This window comes from Hasllibacter halocynthiae (assembly GCF_003003095.1).
GTDB classification, from domain to species: Bacteria; Pseudomonadota; Alphaproteobacteria; order Rhodobacterales; family Rhodobacteraceae; genus Hasllibacter; species Hasllibacter halocynthiae.
On sequence record NZ_PVTT01000002.1, the window covers coordinates 524879 to 542293 of the forward strand.

The 17415-nt window shown below is 71.5% G+C and carries 14 protein-coding genes; 13 read left to right on the forward strand and 1 reads right to left on the reverse strand.

Annotated elements, in window-relative coordinates; all coding sequences use genetic code 11:
- The first annotated feature begins 73 nt into the window (after positions 1 to 73).
- From betI to BCF33_RS09525, 12 genes are all read left to right on the forward strand, one after another.
- A complete protein-coding gene (betI, locus tag BCF33_RS09470) occupies positions 74 to 628 on the forward strand; it encodes a choline-binding transcriptional repressor BetI (protein ID WP_106160696.1) in 555 nt (184 codons plus the stop codon).
- Positions 607 to 2121 (forward strand): choline-sulfatase, encoded by a 1515-nt coding sequence (gene betC / locus BCF33_RS09475; protein ID WP_106160697.1) that lies wholly within the window; start codon positions 607 to 609, stop codon positions 2119 to 2121. The genes betI and betC overlap by 22 nt, the downstream gene beginning before the upstream one ends.
- A 4-nt stretch (positions 2122 to 2125) precedes the next feature.
- On the forward strand, positions 2126 to 3574 hold the full coding sequence (gene betB / locus BCF33_RS09480; RefSeq protein WP_106160698.1) for a betaine-aldehyde dehydrogenase: 1449 nt from the start codon (positions 2126 to 2128) through the stop codon (positions 3572 to 3574).
- A 1-nt stretch (position 3575) separates the two neighbouring features.
- Positions 3576 to 5216, forward strand: coding sequence for a choline dehydrogenase (gene betA / locus BCF33_RS09485; protein ID WP_106160699.1), 1641 nt, complete (start codon positions 3576 to 3578; stop codon positions 5214 to 5216).
- 15 nt (positions 5217 to 5231) lie between these two features.
- Positions 5232 to 6293 carry a serine hydrolase gene (locus BCF33_RS09490; RefSeq protein ID WP_106160700.1) on the forward strand — a complete coding sequence of 354 codons (1062 nt, stop codon included), beginning with the start codon at positions 5232 to 5234 and terminating at the stop codon, positions 6291 to 6293.
- A gap of 127 nt (positions 6294 to 6420) precedes the next feature.
- Complete coding sequence (locus BCF33_RS09495; protein ID WP_106160701.1) at positions 6421 to 8037, forward strand: peptide ABC transporter substrate-binding protein; 1617 nt, start codon at positions 6421 to 6423, stop codon at positions 8035 to 8037.
- 57 nt (positions 8038 to 8094) lie between these two features.
- Positions 8095 to 9018, forward strand: coding sequence for an oligopeptide ABC transporter permease OppB (gene oppB / locus BCF33_RS09500; RefSeq protein WP_106160702.1), 924 nt, complete (start codon positions 8095 to 8097; stop codon positions 9016 to 9018).
- Positions 9019 to 9032: 14 nt separating this feature from the next.
- Positions 9033 to 10004: an ABC transporter permease subunit gene (locus BCF33_RS09505; protein WP_211292395.1), complete on the forward strand. Its 972-nt coding sequence runs from the start codon at positions 9033 to 9035 to the stop codon at positions 10002 to 10004.
- A gap of 1 nt (position 10005) precedes the next feature.
- Complete coding sequence (locus BCF33_RS09510; protein ID WP_106160704.1) at positions 10006 to 10992, forward strand: ABC transporter ATP-binding protein; 987 nt, start codon at positions 10006 to 10008, stop codon at positions 10990 to 10992.
- Positions 10989 to 11981: an ABC transporter ATP-binding protein gene (locus tag BCF33_RS09515; RefSeq protein ID WP_106160705.1), complete on the forward strand. Its 993-nt coding sequence runs from the start codon at positions 10989 to 10991 to the stop codon at positions 11979 to 11981. Before BCF33_RS09510 ends, BCF33_RS09515 begins: the two co-directional genes overlap by 4 nt.
- Positions 11982 to 12080: 99 nt before the next feature.
- Positions 12081 to 13856 carry a sulfoacetaldehyde acetyltransferase gene (gene xsc / locus BCF33_RS09520; RefSeq protein WP_106160706.1) on the forward strand — a complete coding sequence of 592 codons (1776 nt, stop codon included), beginning with the start codon at positions 12081 to 12083 and terminating at the stop codon, positions 13854 to 13856.
- Positions 13853 to 14827: an acetate/propionate family kinase gene (locus tag BCF33_RS09525; protein WP_106160707.1), complete on the forward strand. Its 975-nt coding sequence runs from the start codon at positions 13853 to 13855 to the stop codon at positions 14825 to 14827. The genes xsc and BCF33_RS09525 overlap by 4 nt, the downstream gene beginning before the upstream one ends.
- Here BCF33_RS09525 and BCF33_RS09530 read toward each other — a convergent pair.
- Positions 14804 to 15640, reverse strand: a complete 837-nt coding sequence (locus BCF33_RS09530; RefSeq protein WP_106160708.1) for a 3-oxoadipate:acetyl-CoA acetyltransferase — start codon at positions 15638 to 15640, stop codon at positions 14804 to 14806. The genes BCF33_RS09525 and BCF33_RS09530 overlap by 24 nt on opposite strands.
- A gap of 56 nt (positions 15641 to 15696) precedes the next feature.
- Here BCF33_RS09530 and argS point away from each other — a divergent pair, with 56 nt between their 5' ends.
- Positions 15697 to 17379: an arginine--tRNA ligase gene (gene argS / locus BCF33_RS09535; RefSeq protein ID WP_106160709.1), complete on the forward strand. Its 1683-nt coding sequence runs from the start codon at positions 15697 to 15699 to the stop codon at positions 17377 to 17379.
- The last annotated feature ends 36 nt before the right edge of the window (positions 17380 to 17415 follow it).

A 17415-nucleotide genomic window follows, 5' to 3' on the forward strand; every position in this document is an offset into this window, starting at 1 on the left:
TGCATTGATTGACTAGTCAATCATCCACCCGTAAGGGGTTTCGGCGATGGGTCCCACGTTGCCAGAGGAAGCGATGCCGCGAAAGGGAATGGAATCCGAGCGTCGCGCCGCGCTCGTCGAGGCCGCCATCGGCGAGATCGCCCATGGGGGCGCGGGCGCGGTGACGGTCGCGAAGATCGCCCGCCGGGCCGGGGTGTCGGCCCCGCTGGCGCACCACTACTTCGGCTCGAAGGACGCGATCCTCCTGGCCGCGATGCGCCATATCCTGCGGGCTCTGGCGGCCGAGACGCGCGGCCGGCTGCGGAGGGCCGAGACGCCCCTGGCCCGGGTCCGGGCGGTCGTCGGCGCCTCCTTCGCCCCGGCGAGCTTCCGGGAGGAGAACGTGGCCGCATGGCTGGACTTCTACGTCGCCGCACGGACCGATCCGGCGACCATGCGCCTCCTGCGGGTGTATCAGCGGCGCCTGCGCTCGAACCTCCTGCACGCGCTGCGGCCCCTGACGCCCCAGGCGCCGGAGGTCGCGGAAGGCGCGGCCGCGCTGATCGACGGCGTGTGGCTGCGCGCGGCGCTGGGCGAGACGGACGCGCCCGAGCGGACCGTCAACGAATGGATCGAGGCGCGGCTGTGAACCTCCTGCTGATCATGGTCGACCAGCTGAACGGCACGTTCTTCCCGGACGGGCCGGCCGAGTGGCTCGATGCGCCGAACCTCAAGCGGCTGGCCGCACGCTCGACCCGGTTCCGCAACTGCTACACCGCCTCGCCGCTCTGCGCGCCGGGGCGGGCGTCGTTCATGTCGGGCCTGCCGCCCTCGCGCACCCGGGTCTACGACAACGCGGCCGAGTTCGCCTCCGACATCCCGACCTACGCCCACCACCTGCGCCGCGCCGGATGGCGGACCTCTCTGTCCGGCAAGATGCACTTCGTCGGGCCCGACCAGCTCCACGGGTTCGAGGAGCGGCTGACCACGGACATCTATCCGGCCGACTTCGGCTGGACGCCGGACTACCGCAGGCCCGGCGAGCGGATCGACTGGTGGTACCACAACATGGGCTCCGTGACCGGATCCGGCGTGGCCGAGATCACCAATCAGATGGAGTACGACGACGAGGTCGCGCACTTCGCGCGGATGTGGCTCTACGACGCCGCGCGGGGGCATGATCCCCGGCCCTGGTGCCTGACGGTGTCCTTCACCCACCCGCACGACCCCTACGTCGCCCGGCGGGAGTTCTGGGATCTCTACGAGGGGTGCGGGCACCTGCTGCCCGAGATCGGCCCCATGCCGTTCGAGGATCACGACCCCCATTCCCAGCGCATCCTCCGGGCCAACGACCACGGGAACTACGACGTCACGGAGGAGGACGTCATGCGCTCGCGCCGGGCCTATTTCGCCAACCTCTCCTATGTCGACGCGAAGGTGGGCGAGCTGCTGAAGGTGCTGGACGACACGCGCCAGGAGGCCGCGGTCGTCTTCCTGTCGGACCATGGCGACATGCTGGGCGAGCGGGGACTGTGGTACAAGATGAGCTTCCTCGAGGGCTCGGCCCGCGTGCCCCTGATGATCGCCGCCCCCGGGATGGCGCCCGGCCGCGTGGACGACCCGGTGTCGAACATCGACCTCTGCGCGACCCTCTGCGACCTCGCGGGGGTGGACCTTTCGGAGATCGAGCCCTGGACCACGGGCGAGAGCCTCGTCCCCCTGGGTTCGGGCGGAACGCGCGAGACGCCGGTGGCGATGGAGTACGCGGCCGAGGGCTCGTACGCGCCGCTCGTCGCCTTGCGGCAGGGGCGGTGGAAGTACACGCGCTGCGAGCTGGACCCCGAGCAGCTCTTCGACCTTCAGGCCGACCCGCACGAGCTGCGCGACCTCGCCGGGGATGCGCGGCACGCGGACGTCCTGGCGGGCTTCAGGTCCCAGGCGGACGCTCGCTGGGACCTCGCCCGCTTCGACGCGGAGGTGCGCGAGAGCCAGGCGCGCCGGCTGATCGCCTACGAGGCGCTGCGTCAGGGCGGCCACTACCCCTGGGACTGGCAGCCCGTGCGCACCGCCTCCGAGCGGTACATGCGCAACCACATGGACCTGAACGTGCTGGAAGACGCCCAGCGCGCGCCGAAGGACTGAGCCGATGCGTGCCCGACCCTCCGCCTCGCACTTCGTCGACGGCCGGCCCGTCGAGGACGACGCCGGCGATCCGATCGACGTGATCTATCCCGCTACGGGCGAGGTGGTCGCCCGCGTCCACGCCGCGACGGACGCGGTGATCGAGACGGCCCTCGCCTCCGCCGCGCGCGCGCAGCGCGAATGGGCGGAAACCGATCCGGCCGAGCGGGGGCGCGTCCTGCGCCGCGCCGCCGACATCATCCGCACGCGCAACCGGGCCCTCTCCGAGCTGGAGACGCTCGATACCGGCAAGCCGCTGTCCGAGACGCTCGTCGCCGACGCGTCCTCCGGCGCGGACGCGCTGGAGTACTTCGGGGGCCTCGCCGCCGACGTTACCGGCCAGACGATGCGCTTCGGGCAGGACTGGGCCTACACGATCCGCCGCCCCCTGGGGGTCTGCGTCGGGATCGGCGCGTGGAACTACCCGACCCAGATCGCCTGCTGGAAGGCGGCGCCCGCCCTCGCCGCCGGCAACGCCATGGTCTTCAAGCCGAGCGAGGCGACCCCGCTCTGCGCCCTGAAGGTGGCGGAGATCCTGGTCGAGGCGGGGCTTCCCGCCGGGCTCTTCAACGTCGTGCAGGGCCGCGCGCCGCAGGGTTCGGCCCTGGTGGCGGACGCGCGGGTGGCGAAGGTCTCGTTGACGGGGTCGGTGCCCACGGGCCGCAAGGTGGCCGCCATCGCGGGAGAGAGGATCAAGTCCGTGACGATGGAGCTGGGCGGCAAGTCCCCCTTCATCGTGTTCCCCGACGCCGACCTCGATTCGGCCGTCTCGGGGGCGATCAACGCGAACTTCTACTCCTCCGGGCAGGTCTGCTCGAACGGGACGCGGGTCTTCGTGCACGAGGACGTCCTGGAGGAGTTCACCCGCCGCCTGCGCGTGCGCACGGAGGGCGCGCGGATCGGCGATCCGATGGACGAGGCGACGGATTTCGGCCCCATGACGACGGAGGCGCAGCTTCGCGTGGTCGAGCGCCACCTCGCCACCGCGCGGGAGGAGGGCGCCACCGTCCTGGGGGGCGAGCGGCTGGACCGCCCGGGCTTCTGGATCACGCCCGCGATCCTGGCAGGCGTCAGAGACGAAATGACCGTAGCGCGCGAGGAGGTGTTCGGCCCCGTCCTGTCGATCCTCGCCTTCCGGGAGGAGGGGGAGGTCCTCGGCCGCGCCAACGCGACGCCGTTCGGCCTGTCCGCCGGGGTGTTCACCCGCGACCTCGCCCGCGCCCACCGCGTCGCGGCCGCGCTGGAGGCGGGGACCATCTGGATCAACCAGTACAACCTGACCCCCGCCGGGATGCCGTTCGGCGGCTCGAAGGCGTCCGGCATCGGGCGCGAGAACGCGCGCGTCGCCCTGGACCAGTTCACGGAGGTCCAGACGGTCTACGTCGGCATGTCCCCCGTCGAGGCGGCGTTCTGAGATGGAGGCGGACTACGTCGTCGTCGGCGCGGGCAGCGCCGGATGCGCCATCGCCTACCGGCTGGCCGAGGCAGGACGCAGCGTGATCGTGATCGAGCATGGCGGCACCGACGCCGGCCCCCTGATCCAGATGCCGGGCGCCTTGTCCTTCCCGATGAACATGCCGCGCTACGACTGGGGCTACCGCACCGAGCCCGAGCCGAACCTCAACGGCCGCGTCCTCGCCACGCCGCGGGGCAAGGTCCTGGGCGGGTCCTCCAGCATCAACGGCATGGTCTATGTCCGCGGCCACGCGAGGGACTTCGACCATTGGGCCGAGGCGGGCGCGCGCGGCTGGGCCTTCGCGGACGTGCTGCCCTACTTCAAGCGGATGGAGCATTCGCATGGCGGCACCGATCCCGCCTGGCGGGGCAAGGACGGACCCCTGCACGTCACGCGGGGCACCCGGCTGAACCCCCTCTACCACGCCTTCGTCGAGGCGGGGCGGCAGGCCGGCTACGAGGTGACGGAGGACTACAACGGCCGGCAGCAGGAGGGGTTCGGCCCCTTCGAGCAGACGGTCTGGAAGGGCCGCCGCTGGTCGGCGGCGAACGCCTACCTCCGGCCCGCGATGCGGACAGGCAAGGTCGCGGTGAAGCGCGGCCTCGCCGCCCGCGTCGTGATCGAGGACGGGCGCGCGACGGGCGTTGCGCTGAAGGACGGCACGGTGATCCGGGCGAGGGCGGAGGTGATCGTCTCGGCCAGCGCGATCAACTCGCCCAAGCTGCTGATGCAGTCCGGGATCGGGCCCGCCGCGCACCTCGCCGAGCACGGGATCGAGACGGTCCGCGACCGCCCCGGCGTCGGCGCGAACCTCCAGGACCATCTGGAGATCTACGTCCAGATGGCGGCCTCGCAGCCGATCACGCTCTTCCGATACTGGTCGCTTCTTGGGAAGGCCTGGGTCGGCGCGAGCTGGCTCCTCGCGCGCCGGGGCCCGGGGGCGAGCAACAACTTCGAGAGCTGCGGCTTCGTCCGCTCGGCCCCGGGGGTCGAGTACCCGGACATCCAATTCCATTTCCTGCCCCTCGCGGTGCGCTACGACGGGCGGGCCGCGGCCGAGGGGCACGGCTTCCAGGCCCATGTGGGGCCCATGCGCTCGAAGTCGCGGGGGACCGTCACCCTGCGCTCGGGCGATCCTTCGGACGCCCCCGTGATCCGGTTCAACTACATGAGCCACGAGGACGACTTCCCCGCGTTCCGCCGGGCCATCCGCCTGACGCGCGAGGTCTTCGCCCAGGACGCCTTCGCCCCCTTCCGCCGCCACGAGATCCAGCCCGGCGAGGCCGCCCGAACCGACGAGGAGCTGGACGCCGTCATCCGCGAGCACGCCGAGAGCGCCTATCACCCGACGGGCACCTGCCGGATGGGCGCGGCGGACGATCCGGGCGCGGTGGTCGACCCCGAATGCCGGGTGATCGGCGTGGACGCGCTGCGCGTGGCCGACAGCTCGATCTTCCCGCGCATCACCAACGGCAACCTGAACGGCCCCTCGATCATGGTGGGCGAGAAGGCGGCCGACCACGTCCTCGGCCGCCGGCCCCTCGCGCCCGCCAACCTCGAGCCGTGGACCCACCCCGCATGGCGGGTCGCGCAGCGATAGGGCAGGCCGAGCCCGATGCATGACGCCGTCCTTCGCCATTGCCGCGCCATCGTCGGCGGGGGCCTCGCCATGGCGGCGGGCGCCGCGTGGATCGCGCCGGACGGGACGGAGGGCGCGATCCTCTGGGGCCGGGTGCATCCCGAGGACGCGACCGGCCCGATCGACCCGGGCCTCCGACTGAGGGCGGCCTCGATCACCAAGGGCGCGCTGGGGCGGCTGGTGGCGGTGCTCGGCCTCAACCTCGGCGCGCCGCACGTGCTGCCGCACGGGCCGCCTGTCACGCTGGGGGGCCTTCTGTCGCACACGGACGGAATCCGTGACTTCGCCGGCTATCTGCCGGGCCCGTCCGAGACGCCCCGCACCCTCGCCCCGAGGGCGCGGGAGGCACCGGGGCCGTTCTTCTACTCGAACCTCTCCGCGCTCGTGGCCGCGCAGATCGTCGAGGAGGAGGCGGGCGAGCGTATCGACACGCTCCTCGCGCGCCACGTCCTGCGGCCGGCGGGGATCGATGGCGGGCTGAACTGGGCGGGGGTCCGGGACCGGACGCGGCGGCTGCCCCTCCATCAGCGGCGGGGGGACCGCCTCGTGCCGTCGGTGGACGGCGCGCAATGGCCCTGGGACGCGCCCGCCCTGGCCGGGGGCGCGGCGATCGACCTCGGCGCCTGCCTGCCGGGCCGGGACACGGCCCTCCTGTCGCCCCATGCGGGGCTGCGCGCCTCCCTGCCGGAGCTGGCGCGCCTCGCGCGCCTCTTCGGCGCCGACGACGCGGCCGGACGCCTGCAGCGCAAGGTCCGCTGGCGCCACGACGGCACGAACGGAGAGGCCGCCGGGGGCCTCTTTCCGGCGCAGGCGCTGTCGCTGACGCCGCACGACGCGCTGCCGGGGCGGCCGGTCGGCCATGCCGGTCACGCGCTCGGCTTCTCGGGCGGGGCGTGGCACGGGCGGGCGACGGGCCTCTCCTTCGCCTATGGGCTGACGGGGGTGGCGGACGCGACCGAGGGACTGAGGACGGAGGTGTTCCTGCCCGAGGAGGAACTGGGGTTCCTTCGCCTGTTCGCCGAGGCGGGGCCGCCCTAGGCGGCATATCGCCCCGAACCCGACGTAAGGTGCCGAGCCGCCTTGCGGCGTCGGCGGACCCTCGCGCAGGATCGGGGCCAGAGGCCGCGAAAAGCGGCCCGCACCGACCCCAATACGGGAGATCCCCATGATCCGCACAGCCACCGGCACGCTCGCCGCGCTGCTTCTGTCGACGGCCGCCTTCGCTCAGGACGCCACCAACCCCGAGACCGGCGAGCCGCTGGCCGAGGACCAGTCCTTCACCTACCGGATGCTGGACGACTGGAAGTCGATCGACCCGCAGCTGGTCGAGGAGACCGCCGGGAACCATGCGGTCCGCCAGCTCTTCGAGGGGCTCTACAACTCGGCCCCCGACGGCACGATCGAGCCGGGCGTCGCCCTTTCCCACGAAGTCTCGGACGACGGCCTGACCTACACGTTCACGCTGCGCGACGACGCCAGGTGGTCCGACGGCGAGCCGGTGACCGCGCAGGACTTCGTCTACGGCATCCAGCGCGCCGTCGACCCGGAGCTGGCCTCGAACTACTCGTGGTATATCGAGCTCGCGACCGTGGAGGGCGCGACCGAGGCCATCGCGGGCGAGATCGACCCCTCCGAGATCGGCGTGCGCGCCATCGACGACACCACCCTCGAGATCACCCTCGAGGAGGCGCTGCCCTACTTCCCGCAGATGGTCACCTACTCGACCTTCTTCCCGGCTAGGCAGGACGTCATCGAGGAGCACGGCGCCGACTGGGTGCGGCCCGGCAACATCGTCGGGAACGGCGCCTACGTCCTGACCGACTACCGCGTCGGCGAGCGCTGGAGCGCCGAGAAGTCGGACACCTATTGGAACGCCGACGACGTCATCATCGACGAGGTCACCGGCCTCATCATCAACGACCCGAACCAGGCGCTGACCCGCTACTTCGACGGCGAGGTCGACATGACCGAGCCCCTGCCCGCCGGCCAGTTCCCCGAGCTGAAGGAGGAGTATCCCGATCAGGCCCACTCGATCCCGCGCCTGTGCTCCTACTACTACGCGTTCAACCAGTCCGAATCCGGCCCCGAGGCGCTGAAGGACCCGAACGTCCGCCGGGCGCTGTCGCTCGCGGTGGACCGCAGCGTGATCACCGACCAGATCCTGCAGGGCGGGCAGACGCCGGCCTACACCTTCGCGCACCAGGACACGGCGAACTTCGAGATGCCGGTCCTTCCCGACGCCCAGATGACCCAGGCCGAGCGCGACGCCGAGGCCCAGCGCCTCTGGGAGGAGGCCGGGAGCCCCGACCTGACGCTCGACCTCATCTACAACACCTCCGACCAGCACGAGCAGATCGCGACGATCGTCTCGCAGATGTGGAAGCAGAAGCTCGGCGTCGACACCGATCTTTCGAACTACGAATGGTCGACCTATCTCGACGTGCGCGGGGGGCAGAACTTCGACATCTCCCGCTCGGCTTGGTGCGCCGACTACAACGAGGCGTCGAGCTTCCTCGACCTGATGACCTCCAACAACGAGAACAACGACGGCAAGTACGCGAACCCCCGCGTGGACGAGCTGATCGACGCCTCGCGCACGGCCGAGAACCCGCAGGAGATCTACACCGAGGTCGAGGAGATCCTGAACGAGGACACGGCGATCATCCCGATCTACCACTACTCGCTCGCCTTCATGCTCGACGAGGACGTGAAGGGCTGGCCGTTCGAGAACGCCGAGAACAACTGGTACGCCCGCGACCTCTACCGCGTCGCCGGCGAATGACCTGAAAGCCCGGGGGCCGTCCATGCGGGACGGCCCCCGGCCCGCTGCGGAAGCCCTATGCTCGTCTACTCAATCAAGCGCATCCTCGTAGCGATCCCGGTGCTGCTGATCTTGGTGATCGTCAGTTACCTCGTGATGGTGCTCGCCCCTGGCGGGCCCACCTCCTCCGAGCGGACGCTGCCCGCCGCCGTCATCGCCAACATCGAGGCGCGCTACGGCCTCGACCAGCCGCTGTGGAAGCAGATCTACGACTACGTCGAGAACGTCGTGCTGCGCTTCGACTTCGGCCCCTCCTTCCTGCGCCGCGACCTTTCCGTGAACGACATGATCGCGCAGGGTTTCCCCGTGACGCTGACCTACGGCGCGCTGTCCTTCGTCCTCGCGGTCGCGGTGGGCGTGCCGCTCGGCGTCGTGGCGGCGGTGCGCCAGAACACCTGGCTCGACTATCTCGCGGTCGGCTTCTCCGTGGGCGCGCAGGTGCTGCCGAACTTCGTGATGGCGCCGATCCTCGTCGTGATCTTCACCGTCTGGCTGGGCTGGCTGCCGGCGGGCGGATGGAACGGCGGCGCGCCCGAGAACCTCGTGCTGCCGGTGATCGCGCTGGGCACGTCCTTCATGGCCTCGATCGCGCGCCTGACGCGCTCGTCCATGCTCGAGACGATGAACTCGGGCTTCATCCGGACCGCGCGCGCCAAGGGCATGCCCATGCGCAAGGTCGTCCTGCGCCACGCGCTGAAGCCGGCGATGCTGCCCGTCATCTCCTATCTGGGGCCGACCTTCGTGGGCATGATCACCGGGTCGGTGGTGATCGACTACTTCTTCTCGACCGGCGGGATCGGGGGCTTTCTCGTGAACGCAGCCCTGAACCGGGACTATTCGACGATGATGGGCATCACGATCCTGATCGGCGCGCTGACGATCCTGTTCAACCTCCTGGTGGATCTTACCTACGCCTGGATCGATCCGAGAATCCGCTACTGATGCGCGCACCCAAGATGCATCCGGCCGCCGCGGCCGAGCCCTTCGTCGAGGCGGCCGAGACGGGCGTGCTCGTCGCCGACGAGGAAGGTGGCGGACGGTCCCTCTGGCAGGACGCCCGGCGCCGCTTCTTCCAGAACAAGGTCGCTGTGGCCTCTCTGGTCTGGCTCGCCATCGTGGCGGCCATGGCCCTGATCGGCCCGCTCGTGGCGCCCTGGGACTACGAGAGCGTGGACTGGTCCGTCCTCGGCAACATCCGCGAGGCGGGACGCCCTTCGATCGAGAGCGGGCACTGGTTCGGCACGGACGAGCTCGGGCGCGACCTCTTCGCACGGACCATGCAGGGCACGCAGATCAGCTTGATGGTCGGCATCGTCGGCGCGCTGGCGGCCGTCGTCATCGGCACGCTCTACGGCGCGATCTCGGGCTATGCGGGGGGCCGGGTGGACGGGTTCATGATGCGCCTCGTCGACATCCTCGTCTCGATCCCGTACATGTTCGTGCTCATCCTGCTGCTGGTCGTCGTGCAGGCTAGCGCGTTCCTCCAGTCCATTCCGGGCATCCAGTTCATCGCCCTCTTCGTGGGGATCGGCGCGATCTCGTGGTTCGACATGGCCCGCATCGCGCGCGGCCAGACCCTGTCGCTGAAGAACCGCGAGTTCGTCGAGGCGGCCATCGCCACGGGGGTGCGCCCCTTCCGCATCGTCACGCGCCACATCGTGCCGAACCTGATGGGGATCGTCGTGGTCTATGCCACGCTCCTCGTGCCGAACATGATCATCTTCGAATCCTTCGTCTCCTTCCTCGGCCTCGGCGTGCAGGAGCCGGCGACCTCGTGGGGGGCGCTGCTGAACGACGGCGCCGAGACGCTGACCCGCGGGACGCTCTGGCAGATCGGGTTCCCGCTCTTCTTCTTCGTCACGACCCTCTTCGCCTTCTTCTTCATCGGCGACGGGCTGCGCGACGCGCTCGATCCGAAGGACCGCTGAGATGCCGCTTCTGGAAATCGACGACCTCGCCGTGACCTTCGCCACGCCTGGCGGCGACGTGCGCGCGGTCGACGGCGTGTCGCTCTCGGTGGACGAGGGCGGCGCCACGGCCGTGGTGGGCGAGTCGGGGTCGGGCAAGTCGCAGACCGCCTTCTCCGTCCTGGGCCTGCTGGCGAAGAACGGCCGGGCGACGGGCGCGGTGCGCTGGGACGGCGAGGACATCCTGAACGCCCCCGACCGGCGCCTGCGCACCCTGCGCGGCGAGGAGATCGGGATCATCTTCCAGGACCCGATGACCTCGCTCAACCCGTTCATGCGGGTGGGCTCGCAGCTCGCCGAGGCCCTGACGGAGCACCGCGGCGTCAGCCGCCGCGAGGCCGAGCGGGAGGCCGGACGGATGCTCGACGCGGTCCGCATACCCGACGCGAAGGCGCGCCTGCGCCAGTACCCGCACGAGTTCTCGGGCGGGATGCGCCAGCGCGTGATGATCGCGATGGCCCTCTTGAACCGGCCGCGCCTCCTCATCGCGGACGAGCCGACGACCGCGCTCGACGTGACCGTCCAGGCCCAGATCATGGAGCTGCTCGCCGATCTGCGGCGCGAGTTCGGGATGGCGCTCCTCCTCATCACGCACGACCTCGGGATCGTGGCGGGCGCCTGCGAGGAGACGGTCGTGATGTATGGCGGGCGGGTGATGGAGAAGGGGCCGACGGCCGACCTCTTCGCCGCCCCGACGCATCCCTACACGGTGGGCCTTCTCGCGGCGGTGCCGCGCATCGACGGCGACGGCGATCTCGCCGCGATCCCGGGCGATCCGCCCGACATGTCGCGCCCCTTGCCGGGCTGTCCCTTCACGCCGCGCTGCCCCCTCGCTCATGCGCCCTGCCCCACCGTGCGCCCGCCTATGGACGGCCGGCGCGCCTGCCATGCGCCGGTGCCGGACGTCCGCGCCCTCGCGGCGCGCCTCGCCCCGGAGGCCGCGGAATGACCCTGCTGCGCCTCGAGGACCTGTCGGTCACCTTCCCCGTCGCCCGGCGCGGCGCCTGGCCATGGGAGGCGCCGGACCTCTTGCGCGCGGTCACGGACGTCTCGCTGGAGGTCGCCGCGGGCGAGACGCTGGGCCTCGTGGGCGAGTCGGGGTCGGGCAAGTCCACCCTCGCCCGCGCCGTGATCGGCACGATCCCCGCCTCGTCGGGCCGCGTCCTCTGGGAGGGGCAGGATCTCGCCGCGCTTTCGGCCGGCCGGCGGCGGCGCCACCGCGCAGAGGTCCAGATGGTGTTCCAGGATCCGCTCGCCGCGCTGAACCCCCGCATGACGGTGGGCCGCGCCATCGCCGAGCCCCTGCAGACCCACGAGCCGGACGCGAGCCGGGACGAGCGCCGCCGACGCGTCGGCGAGGTGATGGAGAAGGTCGGCCTGTCCCCGAAGCTGATGGACCGCTACCCGCACGAGTTCTCGGGCGGCCAGTGCCAGCGCGTCGGCATCGCGCGGGCGCTCGTCCTGAACCCGCGCCTCATCGTCGCGGACGAGCCGGTCTCGGCGCTCGACGTTTCGGTGCAGGCGCAGGTCGTGAACCTGATGAAGCGCCTGGTGAAGGACATGGGGATCAGCCTGATCTTCATCGCGCACGACCTTTCGGTGGTGCGCAACGTCTCGGACCGGATCGCCGTCATGTACCTCGGTCGCCTGATGGAGGTGGGGCCCGCCCGGCCGCTGATCGCGGCGCCGGCCCATCCCTACACCCGCGCGCTGGTCGAGGCCGTGCCCGTTCCCGACCCCGCGCGCGGCGCCGTGCGCGCCGCCGGCCTGGTCGAGGGCGACATCCCCTCGCCCCTCAGCCCCCCGTCGGGCTGCGTGTTCCGCACCCGCTGCCCGCGCGCCCGGCCCGACTGCGCCGACGCGCCGCCGGCCCTGCGCCCCGTGCGGGAGACCGAGGCCGCCTGCATCCATCCCATCGCCGAGGCCGCGCACGCCTGAGGGCCGCGGCCCCGGCCGGGACGGGGCGAAATACCCCCTCGCCAAGCGCGCCCGCCTGGCCCATCACGACCGGCGGGCCCAAGGGGAGGGGACGAGACCATGCGCATGACGACCGAGGAAGCCTTCATCAAGGTCCTGCAGCGGCACGGGATCCGTCATGCCTTCGGGATCATCGGCAGCGCCATGATGCCGATCTCGGACCTGTTTCCGCAGGCGGGGATCACCTTCTGGGACGCCGCGCACGAAGGCTCGGCCGGCTTCATGGCCGACGGCTACACCCGGGCCACGGGCGAGACGTCGATGATGATCGCGCAGAACGGGCCGGGCATCACCAACTTCGTCACGGCCGTGAAGACCGCCTATTGGAACCACACGCCGCTCCTGCTCGTCACGCCGCAGGCCGCGAACGCCACCATCGGCCAGGGCGGCTTCCAAGAGGTCGAGCAGATGAAGCTGTTCGAGGACATGGTCGCCTACCAGGAGGAGGTGCGCGACCCTGCCCGCATCGCCGAGGTGCTCACCCGCGTCATCGCGAAGGCGAGGCGCCTCTGCGGCCCGGCCCAGATCAACGTGCCCCGCGACTTCTGGACCCGCGAGATCGACGTCGAGATCCCCGAGCCGGTCGTGTTCGAGCGCGCGCCCGGCGGCGAGCGGTCCGTTGCCGCCGCCGCCGCGCTGCTGTCGGAGGCGCGGTTCCCCGTCATCCTGAACGGCGCGGGCGCGGTGCTGTCCAAGGGCGGGATCGACGCCTCGTCCGATCTGGCCGAACGTCTCGATGCGCCGGTCTGCGTGGGCTACCAGCACAACGACGCCTTCCCCGGCGCGCACCCGCTCTTCGCCGGCCCCTTGGGCTACAACGGCTCGAAGGCCGCTATGGAGCTGATCGCGAAGGCGGACGTGATCCTCGCCCTCGGCACGCGCCTCAACCCGTTCAGCACGCTTCCGGGCTACGGCATCGACTACTGGCCGCCGGGCGCGAAGGTGATCCAGGTCGACATCAACCCCGACCGCGTCGGTCTGACCAAGAAGGTCGCCGTCCCCATCGTCGGCGACGCGGCGAAGGTGGCGCGCGGCATCCTCGCGGACCTGTCGGAGACGGCGGGCGACGAGGGGCGCCAGGCGCGCCGGACCCTGATCGCCGAGACGAAATCCCGCTGGGCGCAGGAGCTGTCGTCGATGGACCACGAGGAGGACGACCCCGGCACCACCTGGAACGAGCGCGCGAGGCAGGACAGGCCCGACTGGATGAGCCCGCGCATGGCGTGGCGCGCGATCCAGGCCGCCCTGCCGCGCGAGGCGATCATCTCGTCGGACATCGGCAACAACTGCGCCATCGGCAACGCCTACCCGGACTTCGACGAGGGGCGCCGCTATCTCGCGCCCGGGTTGTTCGGGCCCTGCGGCTACGGCCTGCCGGCCATCGTGGGCGCGAAGATCGGTCGGCCGGACCTGCCCGTCGTGGGCTTCGCGGGCGACGGCGCCTTCGGCATCGCGGTGAACGAGCTGACGGCGATCGGCCGCGGCGAATGGCCCGCGATCACGCAGATCGTGTTCCGCAACTACCAGTGGGGGGCGGAGAAGCGGAACTCGACGCTCTGGTTCGACGACAACTTCGTCGGCACCGAGCTCGATACCCAGGTCTCCTATGCCGGCATCGCGCGGGCCTGCGGCCTGAAGGGCGTGGTCGCGCGCACCATGGAGGAGCTGACGGAAGCCCTCCGCAATGCCGTGCGCGCGCAGATGCGGGACGGCACCACCACCTTGATCGAGGCCATGATCAACCAGGAGCTGGGCGAGCCCTTCCGCCGCGACGCGATGAAGAAGCCCGTTCGCGTCGCGGGCGTCTCGAGGGACGACATGATCGCCGCCGGGTGACGGTCCTCTGCCTGAACGCCGGCAGCACCTCGCTCAAGCTGTCGGCCTTCCGGGACGGCGTGCGCGTCGCCTCGAACCAGCGGGACCGCCTCGCCGAAGGCGGTCACGCCGCCGCCCTCTTCGAGATGCTCGCAGACCTTCCCCGGCCCAGGGCGGCTGTCCACCGGATCGTCCACGGCGGCGACCGGGCCGAGCCCGCCCTTCTGGACGACGCGACCCTGACCGCCCTCGACGCCCTCGCCCCCCTCGCGCCGCTGCACAACCCGCCAGCCCTCGCGGCGGTCCGCGCCCTGACCCGGATCGACCCGGACCTGCCCCAGATCGCCGTCTTCGACACGGCCTTCCACGCGACCATGCCGGAGGTCGAGCGCGCGCTGCCCCTCCCCGAGGAGGAGCGCGCGCGCGGCCTGCGTCGCTACGGCTTCCACGGCATCTCCTATTCGGGGGTGGCCGCCGCGCTCGATCCCCTGCCGGGGCGCCTCCTTGCCCTGCATCTGGGCGGCGGCTGCTCGGCCTGCGCGATCGTGGGCGGGCGATCGGTCGCGACGACGATGGGCTACTCGCCCGCCTCGGGCCTGCCGATGGGGACCCGCGCGGGCGACCTCGACCCGATGGCCGTCCTCGACCTCGCGCGGCGGCATGGGGCGGACGGTGCCGCCGAGATCCTCAACCGCCGCTCGGGCCTCCTGGCCCTTGGGGGCAGCGCGGACATGCGGACCCTCCGCGCAGAAGGGCGGGGCGCGGCCGTCGAGTACCTCGTCCACTGGACCCTCCGGCAGTGCGGCGCGCTGATCGCCGCGATGCGGGGCCTCGACGCCGTCGCCTTCACCGGCGGCATCGGCGAGAACGACGCCTCCTTCCGCGAGGCGGTGATGGAGGGCCTCGCCTGGACCGGTTGCCGCGCGGCCCACGTGGTGCCCGCGGACGAGGAGGCGACGATGCTTCGCCTAGCGCGTCCGCTGCTCGCCTAGGCCCAGGATCGCGCGGGCCTCCGCCGGGGTGGCGACGGGCCGGCCGTGACGCCCGGCCACCGCCGCCGCCCGCCGGACGAGGGCGCCGTTCGACGGGGCCAGCGTCTCGCGGTCGAGGCGCACGTTGTCCTCCAGCCCGGTACGCGCGTGCCCGCCCGCGCCGATGGCCCATTCGTTCACCTCCAGCTGGTGCCGCCCGATCCCGGCGGCGCACCAGGGCGCCTCGCCGAGGAGGTGACGCTTGGCCGCGAGCATCGCCTCGAAGGCGTGCGGGTCCGCGGGCAGGGCGTTCCGCACCCCCAGGACGAACTGGCAATAGGGAACGCGCGGCAGCCTGCCGTCGCGGTGCATCGCCGCCGCCTGCCAGAGATGGCTCAGGTCGAAGCACTCGACCTCCGGCAAGACGCCGTGGGCGGCCATCTCGGCCGCCAGCCAGTCCACCAGGTCGGGCGGGTTCTCGTAGACCCGCGCCGGGAAGTTGTTCGACCCGACGCTCAGCGAGCACATGTCCGGCCGCAGCCCGATCATCCCGCCCCGCTCGCGCCCCGCCCCCGAGCGCCCCCCGGTCGAGAGCTGGACGATCATCCCTGGGCAGTGCCGCTCGATCCCCTCCTTCAGCGCGGCGAATCGCGCCGGGTCGCTCGTCGGCGTCCCGTCGTCGTTCCGGACGTGGCAATGCGCGATGCTGGCGCCCACCTCGAACGCCTCGTGGGTCGATTCGATCTGCTCGGCCACGGTGATCGGCACCGCCGGGTTGTCGCGCTTGCGCGGCAAGGATCCCGTGATCGCCACGCAGATGATGACCGGTCCCATGTTGCGCCCTCCCCCGCCCCGCCCTAGGGCATCCCGGTTTCGCACCGGAGGGCCCCATGACGCTGCAAACGGCCATCGAGAGCAAGGTCCGTTCCGCCTTTGAGGCCGCGGGCTTCGATCCGGCGCTCGGCACCGTGCGCCCCTCCGACCGGCCCGACCTCGCGGACTTCCAATGCAACGGCTGCCTCGCCGCCGCGAAGCGCTACAGGATGGCGCCCCAGGCGGCGTACGAGAAGGTCGCCGCGCATCTCGAAGGCGGGTTCGAGACGGCGTTCGCGCCGCCGGGCTTCCTGAACGTCCGCGTCACCGAGGAGGGGCTTCTCGGCCGCGCCGCGTCCCTCGCGGGCGATCCCCGGTTCGGCGCCGGCACCCCGGCGGAGGGCCGGCGCCTCCTCCTCGACTATGGCGGCCCCAACGTCGCGAAGGAGATGCACGTCGGGCACCTGCGCTCCTCGCTCATCGGCGAGGGGCTGCGCCGCCTTCTCGCCTTCGCGGGCGCCATGGTCGAGGGGGACGTCCACCTCGGGGACTGGGGCCTGCAGATGGGCCAGGTCATCGCCTGGATCGAGGAGGACGTCCCCGAGGCCCTGGACGGCGCACCGTTCGACATGGACGACCTGCGCCGGTGGTATCCCGCCGCCTCCGCCCGCTCGAAGGAGGACGAGGAGTTCCTCGCCCGCGCGAGGCGGGTGACGGCCGCCCTCCAAGCGGGCGAGCCGCGCTACCGTGCCATCTGGGATCGGATGATGGAGGTCTCGAAGGCCGGGCTGCGGCGCGACTTCGACCGCCTCGGCGTGGGGTTCGAGTACTGGTACGGCGAGTCGCGCTACCAGGGCATGCTGGACGGGATGGTCGACGACCTCCTCGCCCGCGGGGTGGCCGAGGAGGACGACGGCGCCGTCATCATCCGCTTCGAGGAGAAGCTGCCGCCCCTCATCCTGCGCAACTCGCGCGGGGGCTACGGCTACGGGGCGACGGACTTGGCCACGATCAAGGACCGCGTGGACGAGGGCATGGCGGGCGGGGCGCCGGACGCGATGCTCTACGTCGTCGACGCGCGCCAGAAGCTGCACTTCCGGCAGGTCTTCGCCGCCGCCGGGCGCGCGGGCTACGTCTCGCGCGACCGGCTCGAGCACATCGCCTTCGGCACGGTGAACGGCCCCGACGGCAAGCCCTTCAAGACCCGCGCCGGCGGGGTGATGCGCCTGAAGGACCTCGCCGACATGATGCTGGAGGCCGCGACCGAGCGGCTGAAGGAACGCGGCGAGGTCGACACGGACACCGCCGAGCAGGTCGCCATGGCCGCGGTGAAGTTCGGCGAGCTCTCCCACGACCGCGAGCAGAACTACGTCTTCGACGTCGATGCCTTCACCCGCTTCGAGGGGCGCACCGGCCCCTATCTGCAGTACACCGCCGTCCGTCTGGAATCGCTGCGCGCCAAAGCCGCCGAGGTCGGGATCGAGCCGGGCGCGCCGACCCTCGGGACCGGCACGCGCGAGCTGATCCTCGCCCTCGACGCCTTCCCGGCCCAGCTCGACCGGGCGGTGGCGCAGCGCAAGCCCTCGGTCCTGGCGATGCACGCCTACGACGTCGCGAACCGGATCAACGCCTGCTACGCCGCGAACCGGATCCTCGGTGCGGAGGACGGGGCGGGGCACCTCGCCCTTCTCCTCCTCGCGCGGCGGCAGCTCGTGCTGATCCTGGGCATCCTAGGCATCGAGGTTCCCGCCGAGATGTGACGGCCGCCCTCCGCCTTCACCCTTTCTAGCGCGCAC

Excerpts from the sequence above, each read along its gene's own strand:
- betI (WP_106160696.1), top strand. The coding sequence starts at position 74 with ATGCCGCGAAAGGGAATGGAATCCGAGCGTCGCGCCGCGCTCGTCGAG.
- betC (WP_106160697.1), top strand. The coding sequence starts at position 607 with ATGGATCGAGGCGCGGCTGTGAACCTCCTGCTGATCATGGTCGACCAG.
- betB (WP_106160698.1), top strand. The coding sequence starts at position 2,126 with ATGCGTGCCCGACCCTCCGCCTCGCACTTCGTCGACGGCCGGCCCGTC.
- betA (WP_106160699.1), top strand. The coding sequence starts at position 3,576 with ATGGAGGCGGACTACGTCGTCGTCGGCGCGGGCAGCGCCGGATGCGCC.
- BCF33_RS09490 (WP_106160700.1), top strand. The coding sequence starts at position 5,232 with ATGCATGACGCCGTCCTTCGCCATTGCCGCGCCATCGTCGGCGGGGGC.
- BCF33_RS09495 (WP_106160701.1), top strand. The coding sequence starts at position 6,421 with ATGATCCGCACAGCCACCGGCACGCTCGCCGCGCTGCTTCTGTCGACG.
- oppB (WP_106160702.1), top strand. The coding sequence starts at position 8,095 with ATGCTCGTCTACTCAATCAAGCGCATCCTCGTAGCGATCCCGGTGCTG.
- BCF33_RS09505 (WP_211292395.1), top strand. The coding sequence starts at position 9,033 with ATGCATCCGGCCGCCGCGGCCGAGCCCTTCGTCGAGGCGGCCGAGACG.
- BCF33_RS09510 (WP_106160704.1), top strand. The coding sequence starts at position 10,006 with ATGCCGCTTCTGGAAATCGACGACCTCGCCGTGACCTTCGCCACGCCT.
- BCF33_RS09515 (WP_106160705.1), top strand. The coding sequence starts at position 10,989 with ATGACCCTGCTGCGCCTCGAGGACCTGTCGGTCACCTTCCCCGTCGCC.
- xsc (WP_106160706.1), top strand. The coding sequence starts at position 12,081 with ATGCGCATGACGACCGAGGAAGCCTTCATCAAGGTCCTGCAGCGGCAC.
- BCF33_RS09530 (WP_106160708.1), bottom strand. The coding sequence starts at position 15,640 with ATGGGACCGGTCATCATCTGCGTGGCGATCACGGGATCCTTGCCGCGC.
- argS (WP_106160709.1), top strand. The coding sequence starts at position 15,697 with ATGACGCTGCAAACGGCCATCGAGAGCAAGGTCCGTTCCGCCTTTGAG.